The 19,603-nt window shown below is 47.0% G+C and carries 17 protein-coding genes and 1 riboswitch; of the genes, 2 read left to right on the top strand and 15 right to left on the bottom strand.

Annotated features, from left to right (window positions below; genetic code table 11):
- Positions 1 to 16: 16 nt before the first annotated feature.
- The 13 genes from ACAN54_RS06615 to bcaP all read right to left on the bottom strand — a co-directional run bounded on the left by ACAN54_RS06615 (position 17) and on the right by bcaP (position 14,497).
- Positions 17 to 1,063: an IS1595 family transposase gene (locus tag ACAN54_RS06615; RefSeq protein ID WP_379152085.1), complete on the bottom strand. Its 1,047-nt coding sequence runs from the start codon at positions 1,061 to 1,063 to the stop codon at positions 17 to 19.
- Between the two features lie 150 nt (positions 1,064 to 1,213).
- Entirely contained in the window at positions 1,214 to 3,031 is a 1,818-nt protein-coding gene (locus ACAN54_RS06610; protein WP_379152082.1) for an APC family permease, read from the bottom strand.
- Between the two features lie 126 nt (positions 3,032 to 3,157).
- Positions 3,158 to 3,316: riboswitch (cyclic di-AMP (ydaO/yuaA leader) on the bottom strand.
- A 227-nt stretch (positions 3,317 to 3,543) separates the two neighbouring features.
- Positions 3,544 to 3,975, bottom strand: coding sequence for a disulfide oxidoreductase (locus tag ACAN54_RS06605; RefSeq protein WP_379154119.1), 432 nt, complete (start codon positions 3,973 to 3,975; stop codon positions 3,544 to 3,546).
- On the bottom strand, positions 3,975 to 4,730 hold the full coding sequence (locus ACAN54_RS06600) for a DsbA family protein (RefSeq protein ID WP_379152079.1): 756 nt from the start codon (positions 4,728 to 4,730) through the stop codon (positions 3,975 to 3,977). Before ACAN54_RS06600 ends, ACAN54_RS06605 begins: the two co-directional genes overlap by 1 nt.
- A gap of 76 nt (positions 4,731 to 4,806) precedes the next feature.
- Positions 4,807 to 6,684 carry an ATP-binding protein gene (locus ACAN54_RS06595; protein WP_379152076.1) on the bottom strand — a complete coding sequence of 626 codons (1,878 nt, stop codon included), beginning with the start codon at positions 6,682 to 6,684 and terminating at the stop codon, positions 4,807 to 4,809.
- Positions 6,685 to 6,859: 175 nt separating this feature from the next.
- A complete protein-coding gene (locus tag ACAN54_RS06590) occupies positions 6,860 to 8,176 on the bottom strand; it encodes a hemolysin family protein (protein WP_379152073.1) in 1,317 nt (438 codons plus the stop codon).
- Positions 8,177 to 8,618: 442 nt separating this feature from the next.
- The gene (gene gerQ, locus ACAN54_RS06585) at positions 8,619 to 9,023 is read right to left on the bottom strand and encodes a spore coat protein GerQ (protein ID WP_379154117.1); all 405 of its coding nucleotides are present in this window, start codon (positions 9,021 to 9,023) and stop codon (positions 8,619 to 8,621) included.
- A gap of 348 nt (positions 9,024 to 9,371) precedes the next feature.
- Positions 9,372 to 9,794 (bottom strand): cell wall hydrolase, encoded by a 423-nt coding sequence (locus ACAN54_RS06580; protein ID WP_379152070.1) that lies wholly within the window; start codon positions 9,792 to 9,794, stop codon positions 9,372 to 9,374.
- Between the two features lie 115 nt (positions 9,795 to 9,909).
- Positions 9,910 to 10,665 carry an SDR family NAD(P)-dependent oxidoreductase gene (locus ACAN54_RS06575; protein ID WP_379152067.1) on the bottom strand — a complete coding sequence of 252 codons (756 nt, stop codon included), beginning with the start codon at positions 10,663 to 10,665 and terminating at the stop codon, positions 9,910 to 9,912.
- 114 nt (positions 10,666 to 10,779) lie between these two features.
- Positions 10,780 to 11,172 (bottom strand): DUF2500 domain-containing protein, encoded by a 393-nt coding sequence (locus tag ACAN54_RS06570; RefSeq protein ID WP_379154115.1) that lies wholly within the window; start codon positions 11,170 to 11,172, stop codon positions 10,780 to 10,782.
- Between the two features lie 214 nt (positions 11,173 to 11,386).
- Positions 11,387 to 11,563 (bottom strand): hypothetical protein, encoded by a 177-nt coding sequence (locus ACAN54_RS06565; protein ID WP_379152064.1) that lies wholly within the window; start codon positions 11,561 to 11,563, stop codon positions 11,387 to 11,389.
- Positions 11,564 to 11,797: 234 nt separating this feature from the next.
- A complete protein-coding gene (locus ACAN54_RS06560) occupies positions 11,798 to 13,087 on the bottom strand; it encodes a VPS10 domain-containing protein (RefSeq protein WP_379152061.1) in 1,290 nt (429 codons plus the stop codon).
- Positions 13,088 to 13,111: 24 nt separating this feature from the next.
- Complete coding sequence (gene bcaP / locus ACAN54_RS06555; protein WP_379152058.1) at positions 13,112 to 14,497, bottom strand: branched-chain amino acid transporter BcaP; 1,386 nt, start codon at positions 14,495 to 14,497, stop codon at positions 13,112 to 13,114.
- A gap of 258 nt (positions 14,498 to 14,755) precedes the next feature.
- On the opposite strand from bcaP, the gene ACAN54_RS06550 reads away from it, so the two are divergent.
- Complete coding sequence (locus ACAN54_RS06550) at positions 14,756 to 15,682, top strand: L-lactate dehydrogenase (RefSeq protein WP_379152055.1); 927 nt, start codon at positions 14,756 to 14,758, stop codon at positions 15,680 to 15,682.
- Between the two features lie 199 nt (positions 15,683 to 15,881).
- On the opposite strand, the gene ACAN54_RS06545 is transcribed toward ACAN54_RS06550, so the two are convergent.
- A complete protein-coding gene (locus tag ACAN54_RS06545; RefSeq protein ID WP_379152051.1) occupies positions 15,882 to 16,796 on the bottom strand; it encodes a tyrosine-type recombinase/integrase in 915 nt (304 codons plus the stop codon).
- Between the two features lie 35 nt (positions 16,797 to 16,831).
- Entirely contained in the window at positions 16,832 to 17,791 is a 960-nt protein-coding gene (locus ACAN54_RS06540; protein ID WP_379152048.1) for a LysR family transcriptional regulator, read from the bottom strand.
- Between the two features lie 135 nt (positions 17,792 to 17,926).
- Here ACAN54_RS06540 and ACAN54_RS06535 point away from each other — a divergent pair, with 135 nt between their 5' ends.
- Positions 17,927 to 19,237 (top strand): APC family permease, encoded by a 1,311-nt coding sequence (locus ACAN54_RS06535; RefSeq protein ID WP_379154113.1) that lies wholly within the window; start codon positions 17,927 to 17,929, stop codon positions 19,235 to 19,237.
- Positions 19,238 to 19,603 lie beyond the last annotated feature (366 nt).

Below are 19,603 nucleotides of genomic sequence, written 5' to 3'. Positions count from 1 at the left end.
AGCATCGTCAGTTTATTCAGCAAGATAAAGCCGACAGTCGAAGTTTGTTGTTCGTTTCTGTCACCGTAAATAGGCATGATTTGACCAGCATATTTTTCTTATTCGATGAGGTATTCTCATATTCCTTGCTGTCTATATATCGAAACCACGCCAGATAATTATGCAAATATTTCGTTGCAACACCATTAAATCGGTCCATCCATTTCTTTAAGCGACTGTGATAGCTATTTACGTTTTGGATATGGTACACGCCCTTCACACGCTGTTTACCATCGGACTTGAAACGGTAATGAGCTAAGCCTTTAGTATTTGCGTACGAACTGAACGCTCTCCACGAATCGGTACAAAGAACATTTGAGTCGGATAGATGTTCGCCAATCGCTTCATCCAACTTCGTTGTCTTAATACGCCCACGTCCAAGAACGCCAGAGTAGGTCATCTTTTGACGGTCACGGGCTACAAGGACACAAACCTGGTCGTTGCTTATGCCACGATATTTGGATTTGCCGCCACGTTTTCGAGGCTTACGTCCAACGATATTCTGCTTGCCTTTTTCAGAGAATAGAAAATAGGTTTCGTCCATTTCGACGATACCTTGGAACGCTTCAGTTGGTATTTGCTTAAGAGCGGCGAGAATCTTATGTCGCCAGTAAAACAAGGTGACATGTGTGACTTCATCGGTTAACTGCTTTGCACATTTTCTAAGAGAAAAGCCCTCAATCATGCATTCAATAAAACGAACCCACATATGAGGTCGCCTCGTTCGTTGCAAAGGGGTGTTCGTAAGGTCATTGAACGTTTGGCGACAGGACTTACAACGGTAACGCTGACGTTTGACCTCTCCAGCACGTGTTTTTACTAGGTACTTGCCGAACCGAACAACGGAATGGCTTTTGCAATGCGGGCAAACAAGCCCATCTTTGTGCTTCTGCTCTTGTATCTCATCAATTGCTCTTACAGGAGCCAACATGCCCTTGGTTTGGGACTGCAAGAAATAGATAAGCTCCCGCTTGCTGCTATCGTCCAAAGTATCGGCAAGCTTCTTCAGTTCCTTTAAATCCATAGGTAAATCATCTCCGAAAAATGATATTACCTTTATTATAGAACGTTTGTTCGTAATAATCAAATATCAACAATAAGGTTTAACATAGCCAATACAAAAGAGCCGCTCCCGAAGTATCCGGAAACAGCCCTGTTAATGTAATACATCTATTTATTTATGCAAATGATAAGGCACTGTCGCTACGATGATATCTTTTTGATTCATCAGATAAGAGCGGATGAACAAGCTGGTCTGGTTATGCAGGATCGCCTGCCACCAATGCTTCGTAATAAACTGCGGAATGAGTACCGTGATATGGTCGGTAGAAGCGGTCTTCCACTCCACTGTATCAATGAACTTGACAAGCGGACGAAGAATGCTGCGATACCGGGAACGTAGTACAATTAAGCGCACTCCCGGATTCCATTCCTCCCACTTCTGTTCCATTTTGTTAATTTCTTCTTCATCAAATCCAACATACACGGCTACCACATTATCCGTTAAGGACTTGGCATAGCTGATGGAATGCAGAACTGCACGGGTTACACCTGCGACAGGAACAACTACGGTGCTTCCTTTGATACAAGGTTTATCCGTTTCCGGACAAATACGCAGCTGATCTGCTGTATTGAGATAATGGCGGTGAATCCGGTGGAACACGAACATTACAACCGGCAGGAAGATAAAGGCCATCCATACACTCGAGAACTTCGTGATGATAAAGATCAGAGTAATGGTCAGGGTAGTAAGCATCCCCACCGTATTCACAGCAAATTTATTTTGCCAGCCTTTAGGTTTGGATTTATACCAGTGCACCATCATACCAAGCTGGGACAGGGTAAAAGGAATGAATACACCCACTGCATACAAAGGAATCAGACTTTCTGTATTTCCATGAAAAGCAGCGACAAGCAGGGCTGATAATACACCCAAGAAGATAATGCCGTTAGAGAAGCCCAAACGGTCGCCTCGGACCATAAAGGCATGGGGCAGATATTTATCTTTGGCAAACATAAACGCCAGCAGCGGGAAAGCTGAGTAAGCCGTATTGGCTGCAAGGAAGAGAATTACAGCAGTAATCCCTTGAATGAAGAAGTACAAACCACCGCGTCCAAAAGTAGATTCAGCAATTTGGGATACAACTGTAGCTTTGGTATCCGGTGTAATTCCGTACCAGTAGGCGAGCAGCGTGATTCCTGTAAACATACTTCCAAGGATAATTCCCATCATCATCAAGGTTTTGGCCGCATTTCTCTCAGCAGGTGCCTTGAAGTTTGGAATTGCGTTCGATACCGCCTCTACTCCTGTAAGGGCCGAACAGCCGGAGCTGAAGGCTTTAAGCAGTAAAAACAAACTGACATTCGATACAGCAGCCCCGATTTCTGGAACATTGGCATGGGCTCCGCCGGTTGCATATTTGAATATTCCCGCAATGATCAACACGAAGATCGATACTACGAACAGATACACAGGAATAGCAATGAACGATGCAGATTCCGTAACGCCTCGTAGGTTGACAAGGGTCAAGAGCAGAATAACGGTTACGGCGATTAGAACACTATGATTATGAAGATTAGGAAAAGCGGATGTGATCGCATCCGTCCCTGCCGACGCACTAACCGCAACGGTCAAAATATAGTCGACCAGAAGCGATCCGCCTGCTAAGAGTCCAGTAGGAACCCCGAGGTTGCTCTTGGCAACGATATACGCGCCTCCGCCTTGCGGATAAGCAAAAATAGTCTGGCGATAGGATAAAATCAAAATAGCCAGCAAGCCCAATACGGCTAATGCAATTGGCAATGAGTACCAGATAGCTGTGAAGCCTGCGGCTACCAGCACAATCAGGATTTGTTCCGTTCCGTAGGCTACAGACGAGAGCGCATCAGAAGACAGGACAGCCAGTGCTTTCACCTTGGATAACTTTTCATGATCGAGTTCGTTCGACTTCATCGGACGCCCGATCAATAGTCGTTTTACCTTGCTTACCATTGTAGTAACAGTTCCTCTCTTTGCTTACGTTGAAACGGTAATACCGTGCGCTGTTTTCATTGGTGGATTTCATAAATGCAGGCACAAAAATAAGCATACGGAAATGATCCGCATGCTTACGCATCGTCATTATCCCACCGTTGCTTACGAGGTTAGCTGGCGGATTCGGGCTGTGGTAGCCCTACGGTTATAGCCCTTGCGGACCGTTCCCGATTCACCCCTTTGGCGCTTGGCCAATGTTGGTTCCCCCGTTTTTCCTTACAGAAAATTCAGCGCATATTCAACTTCTCACAAGGTCTAATGATAGTCTACAATGCCTCTTCCGTAAAGCGGTGAAAAAAATGAAAAAAGAATGAAAAAACATCCAATTTACGCAAAACAAAGATGAGGGATATAGCGATCTTTCATTCTCTGCGAATATCCCTTCATACCGGGTTTTTTCATGATTTTTATCTATATTTGTGTCAGAAATTTCAGGAATGATTGCCCTCTATATTCTGCTGTGGCTCTGTCTAGTCTACGGTGTCCTCTTTACGCCCGGTCCAGAGCAAAATCGTGATTAGAGCAAATGCGATCAGGGCAAGCAAAGGGATCGTAATGAACCCGAAAAAATTAAGATAATCTTTATTACAGGGTACGCCAATCGTACATGGGAGCACCTTGCTGAGTGCAGGAATCTTCTGCTCGGCATAATGATAAACACTTATGCTACCCCCAATTAGACTTAAAGGAAGCACATAAGGAATTATCTTTTTGTCATTCCGGTATGTGGCAATGCCCAGCAGGATGAGCTGCGGGTACATAAATATACGCTGGAACCAGCACAGCTTACATGGCTCGTACTTTAGGACCTCGCTAAGATACAAGCTTCCCGCTACCGCAATAACGGACACGAACCAGGCCAGATAGAGACAGTGGCGCCTGCAGAACGTAGAGAACTTCATCACTCGGCGCTCACTGCTTCGGAAGCAGACTTCATCTGTGCATCTATGGCTTCCATATTGAATGGCTCCTCTACTTTGTATCCATTAATAAATACAGTAGGTGTGGAGGTGACTCCGGTATCCTTGGCAAGAGTAATATCCTTTTGCAGTTCACTTTCATAGGTCCGTTCCTTGATATCCTTGCGCAACAGATCTAAATCAATGGGCAGCTTTTCCTTCTCTGCCAGATTCACCAGAAAATCCTGTGTAGCCCATTCAGCATTTTCATCCCCTTGATTCGCATAAATTGCATCGTAATACTTCCAGAAAGCATCACTATTCTGATGGTATACCGAGAGGGCTGCCAGAGAGGCCGTTTCAGAATCCGGACCGATAAAGGCCATATTTACGAAGTAAATAGCTGCTTTATTCTGATTCACATATTCCTGGGCCAGCTGTGGCTTGATGACACCTGCAAAATTGGCACACGCCGGGCATTTGAAATCACCGAATTCGACGATTTTAACCGGTGCATCCGCTTTGCCCAGTCTTGGAAGCTCACTGTAATTGAATTGAACCGCTTCGCCTGAACCTGCATTGGAAGAAGAGTCCTTCGATGCCAAAAGAATAAGCACGGTGAAAATAATCACTACAATGGCCACTGTGCTAATAATCAGGATTCTCGTTTTCTGCTTGTCCTGTTCCTGTTGTGCCCTGCGTTTCTCCGCTTTGCTTAATTGGGGAAGCATGACATTGTTTTTATTTGATTTGTTCAAATGAGAGTTCCTTTCTGTCCCGTCGGGACTGTTGTGATGAAGGTATTTCCTTTAAAATTATATAATTAAAACTCTCTTATTGGCAAACCTCCTGTTGAGGAATAGGTTCCATCCGCTGCAGAGGGATTCTGAAGCTAAAAACACTCCCCCCGCCTGTGGCATTTTCCGACCAAATGCTTCCCTCCATAAGTTCTACGAGTTTCTTGCAGATCGCCAGCCCGAGACCTGTGCCGGGATATTTGCGGGTATGGGAAGCATCTGCCTGGGAGAATGGCTGAAACAACATTTTATACTTATCCGGCGTGATCCCAATCCCTGTATCCTTCACCGTGAATTCAAGAACCATAGACGCACCCAGAGCGCTGTATGGAGCTACGGATACTGTTATCCCCCCATGATGAGTAAACTTGACTGCATTGCCGATTAGATTAACCAAAATCTGCCGGATGCGCGCGCTGTCGCCTATGAACAATTCCGGAACGGCGGGGTCCAGCTGAAGTGACATTGCCAATTCTTTTTGGGTGGCAGCAACCTTGAAAAGGTTCACACACTCCCGCATCAATACAGGAAGATTGAAATCCGTTTTTACCAGCAGTATGTTTTCTGCTTCCAGGCGGGATATATCCAGAACATCGTTCATCACATTCAACAGGGCATGACTACTCGTATATTGAAGTTTTAATAAGTCCAGTTGCTCAGGAACTGTAATTTCCTCGGCGAGCAGCTGGTTAATGCCAATAATGCCGTTAAGGGGTGTACGGATTTCATGACTCATCGTAGCCAGGAATTCAGTTTTCATCCGCGCAGCGCTTTCAGCGGCATTTTTGGCGATTAGAAGCTCTTTCTGTTGTTCAGCTAGCGCTGTGATGTCTTCTGCAATAATATAGATGAAGTTCTCTTTTTCGCTCATTAAAGGAAAGACAGTAACACTGCAGATCAACTTGCTTCCGTTTTTAGTTTTTACGTTTACTTCAAGCTTCCCGGACTGCCCGGCTGCAGCACGCTTTATGACTGATTTGAGCGCTTGTGCATCCCGGGTACTGAATAACACATTCTTATAGTCGCTCAACTCCTCTTGGCCGTAACCCGTTGTCCGCCTTAACGAAGGATTAGCACTGATCACCTTTTTGCCTAATGGGTCGATGCATATCACCATATCTGGGCTGAACTCAAATAAGGCAGAGTAGCGCTGCTCATTAAACTGTGAAGTAAATATCACCTGTTTCCTATCTTTATACATAAGAATTAGCACAACAATGACAACCAGCAGAAACGTACCGGCTAGGATCATTCCCAGCATCGAATCATTCAGAAGGGGAGTTCTGCCAGTGTACATAGAGGGTTCTGTGTTGACATAAGAAGCTCCAGCCATAGCTATATAATTCGTTCCCGACATTACTGCAGTGAGGAGCAGAATAAGCTTGGTTTTGGCTGCAGAAAACATATTATACCGCTGCTCTATCCACCTGAAGTTATAGGAGGCTGCAACCACAGGAATGGCAAGCGAGAGTATTAAAGAACCGAATATTGATAACATGCTCTGTTCAAAAGCCGCTGAATATTGCATAGCCATCATCCCGCTGTAATGCATGATCAGGATACCGCTGCTGAATAAACAGCCGCCCAAGGCGAGATTTGACTTGCTCCTGCGCGTACGGGGATTATTGAATATCATTAGAAGCACAAAAGACGCCGCTATAGGCACGGCCAGTGAAAATAACAGCAGAAGCAGATCATAAGACATGCTGTTCCCGGGCTTAACTGCACTCATGCTAATATAGTGCATACTCCATACCCCAATTCCAAGACTGCTGGCGCTCAATAGGACATAGAACACACTTCTTTTTTTACGTACCATTCTTTCAGTAAGCTCCACTGCTATGAAGCTGGATAGCCATGCTATTACAATAGAAAAGAGGGCCAGCAGCTCGCTGTAAAATGAGTGATTCGTCATCGGCCACTCTCCTTTCTTATTTTAAAAAGAATGTAATCCTGTCAGTTACACTCTTTTTACCCTGTGCGAAACGACTCGAATCGACAAAAATCTCTATGCTTTATGGGATTTTATGTATAAAAAAAGACACAGCGTTTGCTTCACGCCATGCCTTGGAACAAGAGTTAGGTTATCCTCAAGCTCCTGCCTCTTCAGCCAGAAACTCGATCTTCATTACCTTGATACGGGATATTCGTTTGTTGTCTGTTTCTTCTACCACAAATAGATGATTGTCAAATTCAACGGTCTGCCCCTTTTGCGGCGGATTGACTTCTAGCTTGGAATACAACCAGCCGCCAATCGTATCATAGTCATCCGTTTCCATGTTCAACCCGAGCCGGTCGTTGATCTCCTCAATCAGCATCAAGCCGTCAATGGAGAATTCATGATCTCCCAGCTTCTCTACCCCCGGGCGCTCCTCGTCGAATTCATCCTGAATTTCACCGACAATCTCCTCCATAATATCTTCAAGTGTAACCATACCGGAGGTACCGCCGTATTCATCAATCAGAATCGCGATTTGCGTCTTCGCACGCTGCATGACTTTGAGAAGTGCACTAATCTGAATCGATTCCGGTACGGTAAGAATGGGACGAATCAATTCATTGTATTTGGGTGCATTGTCCCGGATCAGATCCTTGATGTGAATAAATCCAAGGATGTGATCCTTATCCCCGTCGCAGACCGGATACCGTGTACGCATCCCGTCAAAGGCAATTTCCATATTTTCTTCAACCGTCAGATTATTGTTCAGACAGATCATTTCCGTGCGCGGAATCATGATTTCGCGTGCCATCGTATCAGCAAACTCAAAGATGTTATCCACCAGGGTCATTTCCGTATTATCGATTAGTCCGCTCTTGTTGCTCTCCTGCATAATGATGCGGATTTCTTCCTCCGTATGCGCTGTTGCCAGCTCTGACGCAGGCGATAAGCGGAATATCCGCAGCAGACTGCTGGCCAGACCTTTGACGATCCAGATAAAAGGATACATGATCCGGAAGAAAACATTCATTGCACCAGCAGTTAGCAGAAGTACCGCTTCAGCTTTGTTCACTGCAATTGTCTTGGGAGCAAGTTCACCGAGCACAATATGCAGAACTGTGATGAACATAAAAGCAATAATCAGCGAAATCACATATACTGAAGTTTCGCCAAATCCAAGGCTTGTTACAAGGGGTCCCACAATCATGGCGATTGCCGGTTCACCCAGCCAACCAAGTGCCAGAGAAGCAAGAGTGATGCCGAGCTGACAGGCGGACAGATAACCATCCAGATTGTGTACGATATTACTTGCTGCCACTGCTTGTTTGCTGCCTTCCTCCATCAGGGAATCAATGCGTCCGCTTCGTACTTTCACCATCGCATATTCAACCGAAACAAAAAAGCCATTAAACAGCACCAACAAAATAATAAGACCTACATGTAATATACCGGGTAAAGGGTCGCTCAATTTATACTCCTATCCACCGTCTCCACGATTCAGGCGGATAGGCCCACCTCCTTCGTTTGTTCAAAATGTCTGCTGCTACAGCAACAATTCCTTTCTCAATCAATTTCCCAATGCGTTCATCTCCTGACTGGAATCACGAATATAAATATACACATTATTATAATATTACTTTGCGTATAAAAACAGGTGTGAACAAGTGTAAAAATATGATCTTTGATAATTCTGTATTAATAATAGTAAACCCTGAAAGAATATATACTTATTCAATCTTAGGTTAAATCCTAAATATCTTTCCGTCAACCTTAGTACCGCCAGCTTCTATTTCTACTTTTATTTCCCTGTTTGGTCAATGCAGCACTACTCTCAAAATATCAAGAAACGGCACCGCCCTCGTAAAGGCTTTGCCGTTTCCATGTTAATTATGGCTCTGCGTAACGTTCCCTTAACGACAATTGCGTGTGGTCGGCGGATTGCCGATTGTGCCAGGATACTGATAAACAAGAGGTTCTTCGAAGGTCGCATAATCGAAATTCACCATCAGGAGCACAGTGCGTTGACCGGTGGTCTTGTCGCTGATAATGATGTGATCACGGCCTGCAGCCTCCAGAACCCCTGTATATATCTTGGCGTTCCAATCCTTGTTATTCTCGTATGTGAAGTAAAAGGTGCCGACTTTACCGAGATTCAGCCGGAAAATGTTTTCGATGTATGATTGCTCGAATACTGGAGCAGTAGTAGATACTACGCCGCCGCCTGGAGTCATTGGGCTGCCGCTTGTAACTTGTGGAGGTGTTCCACTCATGGTACCCATTGAACCCATGCTTCCCATGGTTCCCATAGTACCCATACTGCCCATTGTGCCCATAGCTCCCATATTCCCCATTCCCATTGGGCTCATGCTGTGCATGACGTTCATATGATTCATGTTGTTCATGTTGTTCATATTGCTGACATTGTTCATATTGTCCATGTTGCTCATTGCACCTGAAGGGTTGCTGCCAATGGTATACGTCACAGGGCGGTAAGGTTGAACGATCATCTCTAAAAAACCTCCTAATTATTGTTGGTGTGCAGGCTGATTCGGCCAGTCTAAAGTAAGTTGTAGCTCGTTCTGAGAGAATTAGAACTGCTTCTGAGCTGCGGAAGCGAAGCACCGGACTTCCGGTTGGCTCCGCATCCGCTGAACCCGAACGCTCTAATATACTGCAGGACAATCCTCACTGGTGGGGGTGAAGAAGCAATGTGCTTTGTAACGACCGGTATTCTGCTGATTGTACCAGGTCGCAGGACAGTCACCTACGGGTCGGAAGAACCAGAGCGCATTTGACGCCGGCCTGGTTCGTTCTCCTGCGATGGCACGTTTGGCGAGGCGGATATCGGATTCCCTGGCACGCTGGTAAAAATATCCCTTCTGTGGTGCTTCGAAGCCGCCAGGGCTTTGGAAGACCATGTCGTTAACATTGCGGATGTTTTTGAAATCAAGACAGTTACCCAGTATCCGGTTGACACCTACATTGCCAACCATCAGCATGCCCGACTCGCCATCCCCCTCGGCTTCTGCCCGCATCAACCGTGCAAGCACTTTTACATCCTCCGAGTTTGCTTTAATTACGGCCACACTTTCTCCTCCTTAGCCTACACTTTCTCAACTGCTCGCTGTATTGTATGTGCATTCGCCCAAGAGGTGACAGTTAGCACCGATTACCGCCCGTCCATTTTTCTGAATATTCTAATTATGGCTCGTAGATCATTTTTCGTGTCATGCCACCGTCAATCACCAGCTGAGCGCCTGTGACAAAATGATTATCGGCTGAAGTCAGATACAGGCAGGCCCTGGCGATATCCTCTGGCCGGCCTACTCTTCCGGATGGATGCTGAAGATGATCAATTTCTCTCAGCTCTTCGTAATCGCCTGTTTCAATCCAGCCCGGACAGATGCAGTTAACCGTGATTCCATCTCCTCCAAGTGTGATCGCCATAGCATGCGTCAGCGCAGAGATAGCACCTTTTGAAGCTGTATATGCTTCAGTATTGGGCTCGGACATCAGTGCCCGCGTCGAAGAAAGATTGACTATCGCCCCTCCTTCAGGATTCATCCTCATGATCTTCGCAGCTTCACGGGAAGCGATAAATACACTGCGGGCATTGGTGTTCATCACCAGATCCCAGTTCTCTGCAGATAATTCGTATAATGGCTGTGTATGCGGGTTCGCAATACCTGCATTATTGATCAATATATCCACTGTTCCGTAGGATTGGACAGTAAAAGCTGTCATTGCGATGATTTGTTCTTCCTTGCTGACATCGCAGGCGAAAAATACGGCTGAATCGCCTGCTTGACGAATCTCCTTCTCTACCTTACGCCCAGTGTAATCATCCAGCTCAGCAATCACTACATTTGCACCTTCGGCTGCATAGGCCTTGGCGATAGCTTTTCCAATCCCATGACCTGCACCGGTTACTATGACTGTTCTGTTAAGATATTTCATATTCAATCCACTCCCCTATGTAATCAGATTTCTCATAATACAAATATCCCCTTGTTCCTCAAATCGGAAACAAGGGGAAGTTCTGCTCTGCGCCAATATGTTGAGTACAATGCTCTATTCCGCTGTGGAGTATCGGGGCTGCCGCTGAAATCCTTGGTACCTTGTACCTTGATAAGTCAGAATTCCCCTGTCACCCTCCGCACTCATACCATATTCGTTGCCGTCTACTTTGAATTCCATCCGCGCTCCATTCTCCAGCTCATAGGTTAAATAGTAGATAGTACTCGTGCGGCTGTTATTGGTGTCATCCTGTAGCTGCTGCTGCCGGACTTCACTGCGTTTGCTGACGATACGGGCGGGGATGGTCAATAGGGGCGAGCTGTTGTTGCGGCTCCACACAAACAGCCCCCTGCCTGCAGAAACAGCGACAATGCCAATCACTACAGCAAGAAAGATCGGTATTACCGTCCCCGTAAGATCAAACATCCAAGATGGATCCGGGCCCATTCCCATGACTTAATCCCCCTTATTCCCCATGTTGTCCTGCTCTTGCTCGGATGCAGGCGCTTCTGTACATGTATATGCCCCAGCTATTCCATAAAGCATTACAAAAACATTATTTCGTGTGATCTGTAGTTACAAATATGTCAAAAAGACCACTCCGCTCTATCTTCCCAGAGCTTAAAAGTGGTCTTCATTAACGTTGATCCGGCAGCCTCGATTACGCGTGTACGAGATCCAATAATTGCTTAGTTTCATCTGTTTCTTCAGGAAGCATTCCGCTGTCTGCCCAGCAAGCTCTGCATTGTTCTTCGGTTTCACAAAGGTGAGCATCATCACAGTTGTAGCACAGTTGCAGAAGGTTTCTGGTTACATAATCCGTTTCGAAAGTTTTCATTTTAATCTCTCCTATTCGGGATGAAAGTTTGTGAAAAAATGAACTTGTTCTCTATGTGTTAAATATATCACAGTATTCTTTGTTTGTCATGTGATTTTTTTCACATTTTTAAAGAAAATTTTAAATAAGATTTTTGATGCTTTATTTTTTCATAATTGAAATCCATGCAATAAAAAAAGTGCCTGATCAAGCCACAATTGGTTTGATAGACACTCTCGTATTCATGATATGAATTTACATTACCCGCCAGCTTAACCCTCCATTCGTAGTCTGCAGGAGGATAGATTTGCGGTCTTCTTTTTTCTCTATCAGCAGCCATCCCACCTCAGAAGACACGAACTGCAGCTTCACAATCTCCGGATATTCGGCTAGCTTCGATTGCAGCACACCGCTGGCAGGAAGTGCCGTCCAGATTTTGCCCTGATTCGTTGTCTTATACAGCACATCCTTCTTCAGAGTCCAGCCGAGCTGAGAATTCAAAAAGGCAGGAGGAATATGACGGTTGACGCCCTTTTGCGCACCCAGTCCAAAGGTCACAAATTTCCAGTTCCCGCCCCCGTTGGCAGTGAAATAACCATTGTAGGTAATGCTGCCTTCTTTGTCCGTTTGGCAACCTACAGACATCCACCCATTCAGGCTGGCCTTGTCAAAAAAAACAGGCTCCCCTGTTATTACCCGGTCACAGCCGCGTAACTCTTCATTAACGAGGAATTCCGGACCCTGTATCCATGTTGCCGCACCGTCTTTGGTTATATAGATTTTGGGAAGCGCACCAGTCTGCAAACTTACAAATCCATGTTCAAAATCTTTGAACACCATCCCAGTGATCACCCCTGATATAGGGATTGTATTATTTGGCAAGTTAGGATTATATTGCTCGTTCTGCATAACCAGGTTCCATGTCGCTCCCCCATCTTCGGTAGCATACAGCGCTTTGCTCTCTTTGGTGGCTTTGGCATCCCAGGAGGTCATCAACCATCCGTGTTCAGGGGAATTAAAGTAGATTGAAGTTATCGCATTGGCATCAGGAAAAGAGGATATTTTCCAGCTGCTTCCTCCATCTGTTGTGCGGAGTACCACTGTTTCCGAATGCCCTGACGCGCTACGGATGATCCATCCATTGCTGGGATCTGTGAAGAATATGTCCCTGCCATAGACAGGGTTGGACAAAAACTGGACATTCGAAGAGGGCGAGATGTTGCTCCAGGTCTTGCCGTTATCCATCGTCATGTACATCCGCAGCTCATTTTTGGTTACGCCCCAGGCTAGTCCAATCGTATCATTCAGCAGCCTGAAATCTGTCAGACGGGTCTGGATCTGATATTTTGGACTGCTTTCGTTGTCGATGTTTTGGGCATCTGGTGTAATTAAGGTAATGGTCTGCCCCTCTTCCGGCGCTTCCGTCGGCTGCGGGGGCTGGGAAGGCTCCGGAGAAGGAGAAGAGCAGGCAGACAGTATAAGCAAGGCCAGGAGCACCGTAATTACAGCTCTTAGAGCCTTGAAACCTGTAATCTTAAATGACAATGCTCTCTCCTCTTCCTTCATTTATTATTTGTTATGATTCAGCGCACTTCTCTTGTAACCGTATAATGCATAGATCATTAATCCAATGACCAGCCATATCAGGAACCCGGCCCAGGTATCTCTGCCTAAATTATACATCAAATATCCGCAGGCTGCCGCACTAAGCAAAGGGACAAGAGGAACCCATGGGACTTTAAATCCTCTTTTCAGAGTCGGATGAGTATACCGGAGTGCGATAACACCCAGTGAAACAACAAGAAAGGCGAAAAGTGTGCCAATGCTGGTTAGGTTAGCCAATCGGTCCAGCGGGACAAAACCAGTGACCACAGCAATAATACCACCCACCATCCATGTGCTGCGTACAGGGGTGTGCGTCTTAGGACTGATCCTGGACAAGGTCTGTGGCAGCAGTCCGTCCCGAGAAATCGCGAACATCAGGCGGGTCTGGCCATACAACAGCACAAGCAGAACCGTAGTCATTCCGGCAATAGCCCCCACTGAGATCAGCCCGGCAATCATATCCTGGTTCACAAAACGGAGCGCAAAGGATACCGGATCACTGACATTCAGGCTTTGGTAAGGAACGATCCCGGTAAGTACGAGCGATACTACGATATAGAGCACTGTACAGATCGCCAGAGAAGAGATGATCCCGATCGGCAGATCCCGCTGTGGACGTTTTACTTCTTCTGCAGCTGTAGATAAGGCATCGAAGCCGATATAGGCAAAAAATACGGTGGCAGCACCATTGACTACTCCATGGAATCCATAGGGCATAAAGGGAGTCCAATTATCTGGTTTCACATAGAAAACGCCGGTAACAATAAATAAAATAACTACCGACAGCTTAATTACGACCATTATCGCATTAAAACGGGCGGTTTCCTTCACCCCCCTGGTCAGCAGGAAGGAGATCAGCAAAATAATAATAATTGCAGGTAAGTTGATAAAGGTTCCTTTGTCCGCATTATAAGCCCCGGAGAGCGCAGTGGGCAAATGCAGGCCAAAGCCGTCAAGGAGACCCTGGAAATATCCGGACCATCCGCTGCCCACCGCTGCCGCTGCAACGCCATACTCGAGCACCAAATCCCAACCCAGAATCCAGGCTAAGAGTTCACCAAAAGCCACATAGCTGTAGGCATAGGCACTGCCGGATACCGGAATCGTGGATGCAAACTCCGAATAACATAAAGCCGACAGTACACAGGCAATACCTGCCAGCACAAAAGATAGCACTAGAGCGGGCCCAGCGTGTTCCGCTGCTGCCACTCCGGTCATTACAAATATACCTGTACCAATAATTGCTCCCACCCCAAGTAAGGTTAAATCCAGAGCGCCTAATGTCTTGCTGAGCCTGTCTCCTTCGGCGGTCACCGGAGCGCTCAAAGGTTTCTTACGGAATAAATCCATTCGTTCATTCTCCCCTGTCTTCTATATACATAGGTCTTGCTATAAAGAAACGGACAAGCTAAAGCCCAGATAACACCGATAAATACAAAAAACGTGGAAATACTAACTCTTACTGTCTCCGTTATTCCAATATTCATGTTAGTTTGCCCTTTTTCGGGTAATGGATTAAAAGCAGACCGCTTGAAAACACTAACCTTAGCGCTTATGATGGATAAGATTGGACACAAAAAATTCAAAACTTCAGGAGGAGATGTAGCAATGGCCCCCCCATTCAAACCAAATCGTGTCGTAGTGATCGGCACTGGTGCTGTTGGTACCACAACGGCCTACACATTGTTGCTGCGCAGACGCATGCAGGAATTGGTTCTTATTGACGTTAATCATCAGAAAGCCCTTGGTGAGGCGCTGGATATGAATCACGGCATGCCTTTTGTCGGTGGCGTGAAGCTCTGGGCAGGAACTTATGAAGATTGCCGTGAAGCAGATATCATTATCGTGACTGCTGGCGCCTCCCAAAAGCCAGGTGAAACGCGGATTGATCTCCTGCGCAAAAATATCTCGATTTTCAAAGATATTATCCAGAAAATCACAAAATACAACCAGCATGCCATTCTGCTGATCGCAACGAATCCAGTGGATATCCTGGCTTACGCCACCCTGAAGATCAGTGGTTTTGACCGCAGACGAGTCATCGGCTCCGGTACAGTGCTCGACAGTGCAAGATTCCGGTACCTGATTGGCCTTCATAAAGAAATCGACCCGCGCAGCATTCACGGACAAATCATCGGTGAGCATGGGGATTCCGAGTTGCCCGTATGGAGTCTGGCTAACGTTGCCGGGATTGATCTCGGGTTTGACGAAGCCGAACGACAGGATATTTTTGAAGACACAAAAAATGCCGCATATGAGATCATAGATGCCAAGGGCTCAACCTCGTATGCGATCGCACTGGCGCTGGATCGGATCGTCGTCGCCATTCTGCACAACGAAGGTGCTGTGTTGAACGTCTCCACATTGCTGAACAACTATAATGGAGTCTCGGATGTATTCCTGGGTGCCCCATGTGTGGTTGACCGCTCCGGTGTACGTGAAGTACTCGATCTGCCGCTTAGTGAAGATGAGAAAGCCCTTTTCCAGAAATCCGGTGAGAAGCTGAAAAGTGAAATCTCAAAGCTGGAACTATAAGCTGCACGCTCTAATTCCGGACTATTTCCTCCTTCCGACAGGGGGAGATAGTCTTTTTTTGCGGAAAACAAAAGAAACCGTCCTTCCGGTCATGGAGAATAACCCCCAATATTGAAAGGACGGAGTTTCTGATACCCGTAAATATAACATGAATAGTCATATCTGCCAATGAAATAGGTCCTTGTCTTTAGCAGCACCGCTATGATTGCGGCATGCTGATCTGCAGTCTGGACATCGCTTCTTCCTTCTCCCGGTTCGTGATATGTGTATATACCGTGGTAGTCTGAATAGATGAGTGGCCCAGTAGCTCCTGAACCGTCCGCAAATCAGCCCCTTTACGCAGCAGCATAGTGGCGAAGGAGTGGCGCAGCTTGTGGCTGGAGTAAGGTCTGCGGTGGGCCGCAGGGATTTCATTCTGGAAACGTCCAAAGGTATCCGCAGCAATGCCCTGAATCCCGCGAATCGAGAGTCTGCGCCCTTTTTGCGAAATGAACATAGCATCCTCTTTACTGCGCCAAGGTTCAAGCCGATCAGCAAGGGCTTGCTCCAAATAAGGGGCCAGTTCTCCAGGCACAGGAATATTACGCCATTTGCGTCCCTTTCCGAATACTCTAAGTGTAAGGCGTTCTGCATTATAGTCACTTTGATTCAGGGTATGAACCTCACCTACCCGCAGTCCCATATAAGACATAAGCAGAAAAACCGCCAGGTTACGGCTTTTGTATTTCCCTGTAACGGCAGACAAAAACCGCTGCAGTTCATGCTCCTCCAGATAGACAGGTTCGCGGTTTTTTTCGGTTTTGGATTTCTTGATGCCCGCAGCAGGATTCGCACTCAGCAGCTCAAGCTCCATCATCGCCTTGAACAGGCAGTTAACGGATGCATGCTTGCGGTTACGTGTTGTATCACTGACTCCCCGTTCACGGACCGAGGTTAGATAGGATACGATATGAAGCTTCTTGACAGTCTCCAGACTTTTGCCGTTAAGACTGGCCAAAAACTCACGCACATCGGCAAGATAGGACTTCTGTGTATATGGGGTAAATCCGGCATCCTTCATCCAGATTACAAAAGCATCCAGCTCTTCCTCATAGTCAGGCTCTGAGTAGTTCATGTCTCGGTTCCCTCCCGTGTTCTTAGCAATCGATTCTACCATGGATTGGCATCACGAAATGATGTAGATAATAAGTGTGATTTATCAGGATCAGCTGCTCCGGTTCTCCATCCGGCTGCATGATTATTTACAATGGACAGGAATTCCGCAAGAGCCGGTGACTTCCACTTTTTGTTGTGGTAAGCAGTTTGGGTAGCTACCCGCTGAGATTCGTCATTCCAATGAAGACGTGCCAGCTTGCCTTCAGCCAGCTCATTTTGAACCGTAATCAGAGGTAAAAAAGAAATGCCGAGCCCGGCCATCACACATTGCTTAATCGCTTCAATGCTCCAGAATTCCAGCTTCGGATCGGGGAACACGCCATGGCTATTCAAATGACGTTCGAACAAGGTGCGGTAGGTACATCCGGTTTCAGTGTGCAGAATAGTTACATCTTTCAGATGAAGCGGCAGCACCTCATCCAGATCCAGGAGCGGATGGCCAAGGGGGGCAACCAGCGTCATAGTCTCCTGAATAAGCGTCTCGATATGGATATCCTTGTACTCCTTCTCGGGCTGCAGTAAAAACACCAGATCCAATTCCCCGGAGCGGACAAATTCAGTGAGTTCCCAGCAGGCGCCAGGTTTCAGTGTGATCTGCACCTGTGGATATCTTCCGCGGAATTCTTTAATAATGCCCGGCAGCCGAAAAGCAGCCAAAGATTCAGGGGCGCCGATCCGGAGGGCTCCGGTCAGCTCGGTCTCCGAACGCAGCGCCACCTCAGCCATCGTATGCATCCGGGAGATCTCCTGGGCATAGGGGAGCAGGCGGCGTCCTGCATCCGTGAGCATAATCTTTTTACTGATACGATCAAACAGCGGCTGGCCCAGCTCTGTTTCCAGCGCCTGGATCTGAGCAGTAATGCTGGACTGCGCATAATCCAGCTTCTGGGCGGCACGCGTAAAGCTCCCGGTTTCGACTACGATAAGAAATGTAAACAGATGACGTGATTCCACGGAGACCACCTCCTTCAGCTTTGAACTGTATCCATCGGTTTTTCGAATGGATGTTATCTAATAATTCCGTTTTTCCAATGGATCTATTATCTGATACTCTATACATAAATACAAGGAAAGCGGGCCATGATCATTATGAAAGAAACTTTGCAACGCAATATTGGAATGCCGCAGGCCATCGCTCTTTACATTGGAGCCGTGCTGGGTTCAGGAGTTCTTATTGTACCTGGCCTTGCTGCGGAAATGGCTGGGCCTGCATCTCTGCTCGCTTGGGGATTTATGACGTTATTGATCCTTCCCTTAGCCCTGTCCATGGGTCTGCTATCCGCCAAATTCCCGAATGCGGGGGGAGTCTCTCACTTTGTCACTCTGGCTTTTGGCCCAAAGGCGGGCGCACTGGTTGGCTGGTTCTTCCTGATGTCAGTCCCGATAGGAGGACCTGTCGCTGCCTTAACCGGAGCCGGATATATGTCAGCAGCTATGGGCTGGGGAGACAATGCCAGAATCGCTATGGCAGCAGCCATGCTGGGGATTGGACTGATTACGAACTGGATTGGAATGCAAGTAGCCGGGAAAGTACAGATCGCCGTGGTGATTGCCATCGTCTCCGTTTTAGTATTTTCATTTGCTGCCGCACTTCCCCGGATAGAACGTGTCCACTTCACACCTTTCGCTCCGCATGGCTGGATGAGCGTCGGCCAGGCGGCAGCCATATTGTTCTGGTGCTTTATCGGTTGGGAAGCCGTATCGCATCTGTCTGAGGAATTCAAGGATCCAGAGCGTGCTGCGGTTAAAGGCGTCACTATAGCTGCTATTATAGTAGGAGTACTGTACTTCCTGTCCGCACTCGCCACTGTCGGTACCCAGAGCTATCTACGGGGGGGAGCGGACTCTTCGCTCGTCTGGATTATCAGCCAGCCGCTTGGCTCCTGGGGTGGATTCATCGCCGGTCTGACCGGACTCTTCATCTGCACAGCGACTATTATCGCGTATACCGGAGCCGCTTCACGCGTAGCGTATGCGTTGTCCCGGCATGGTTATGCACCTAAATGGATGGGTGGTTTGTCAAAGAGGTTCCAGACACCAACCGGGGCCATTGGTTTCCTGCTGTTATGCTTTGCCACTGTTCTATTTCTCTACGGCAGTGGCCTGCTATCGATTACGACATTGATTCAGTTTCCTAATGCCACCTTCATATTGACGTATATCGGGGGCTGCGCAGCGGGAATCCGTCTCCTGAAAGGCAACCGGACGGGTGTAGTTATCAGTTGGATTTCATTTGCCGCAACTGCGGCTGTCTTTCCTTTTACCGGGTGGGCGATTGGTTATCCGCTGGTGATTACTGCCCTCTTCTTCCTGATTGTCTATACCAGAACGGGCTACAGAAATACACATCTGGAACCACTGTCCGGAGATCAAGAAGAAGTTAAGCAAAAAGCACTTTAATCATCCGTGATAAGTGTTTAGCATACCTTCCAACATAACAAACAGGCCGCATCCGTCCTTGTCACCAAGGTCGCTGCGGCCTGTTGTTTATTATACAAACTTACATAATCTCTCTGGCAAAGTAACGAAGTTGTTGAAGTACTGACTATAGGCAGCGGGGGTTGTTCCGCAGGTACCAAAGCTATTGTTGATTGCGGGGCTGGTACCGTAAACGTAGCTTCAGATGACTCCTTCTCTTTCATCGGCTCTGTTGTTCACTCCAACATTTCCTCGGACTGTTCCACTGAATGGCTGGATTCCCCCTGAAGTAATTGGGGTTGACGGATCACCGGCTAGATTTGCAGTACAGGCTGCACGAATCAAAAG

This window comes from Paenibacillus diazotrophicus (assembly GCF_042610465.1).
Note: the sequence above shows the minus strand (reverse complement) of the source record. Positions and strands in the feature narration are given on the sequence as shown.

Bases quoted from the DNA above. Each gene is read 5' to 3' on its own strand.
- ACAN54_RS06565 (WP_379152064.1), bottom strand. From the start codon at position 11,563: ATGAAAACTTTCGAAACGGATTATGTAACCAGAAACCTTCTGCAACTG.
- ACAN54_RS06610 (WP_379152082.1), bottom strand. From the start codon at position 3,031: ATGGTAAGCAAGGTAAAACGACTATTGATCGGGCGTCCGATGAAGTCG.
- ACAN54_RS06570 (WP_379154115.1), bottom strand. From the start codon at position 11,172: ATGGGCCCGGATCCATCTTGGATGTTTGATCTTACGGGGACGGTAATA.
- ACAN54_RS06595 (WP_379152076.1), bottom strand. From the start codon at position 6,684: ATGACGAATCACTCATTTTACAGCGAGCTGCTGGCCCTCTTTTCTATT.
- gerQ (WP_379154117.1), bottom strand. From the start codon at position 9,023: ATGGGTACTATGGGAACCATGGGAAGCATGGGTTCAATGGGTACCATG.
- ACAN54_RS06545 (WP_379152051.1), bottom strand. From the start codon at position 16,796: ATGAACTACTCAGAGCCTGACTATGAGGAAGAGCTGGATGCTTTTGTA.
- ACAN54_RS06605 (WP_379154119.1), bottom strand. From the start codon at position 3,975: ATGAAGTTCTCTACGTTCTGCAGGCGCCACTGTCTCTATCTGGCCTGG.
- ACAN54_RS06550 (WP_379152055.1), top strand. From the start codon at position 14,756: ATGGCCCCCCCATTCAAACCAAATCGTGTCGTAGTGATCGGCACTGGT.
- ACAN54_RS06615 (WP_379152085.1), bottom strand. From the start codon at position 1,063: ATGGATTTAAAGGAACTGAAGAAGCTTGCCGATACTTTGGACGATAGC.
- ACAN54_RS06535 (WP_379154113.1), top strand. From the start codon at position 17,927: ATGAAAGAAACTTTGCAACGCAATATTGGAATGCCGCAGGCCATCGCT.
- ACAN54_RS06575 (WP_379152067.1), bottom strand. From the start codon at position 10,665: ATGAAATATCTTAACAGAACAGTCATAGTAACCGGTGCAGGTCATGGG.
- bcaP (WP_379152058.1), bottom strand. From the start codon at position 14,497: ATGGATTTATTCCGTAAGAAACCTTTGAGCGCTCCGGTGACCGCCGAA.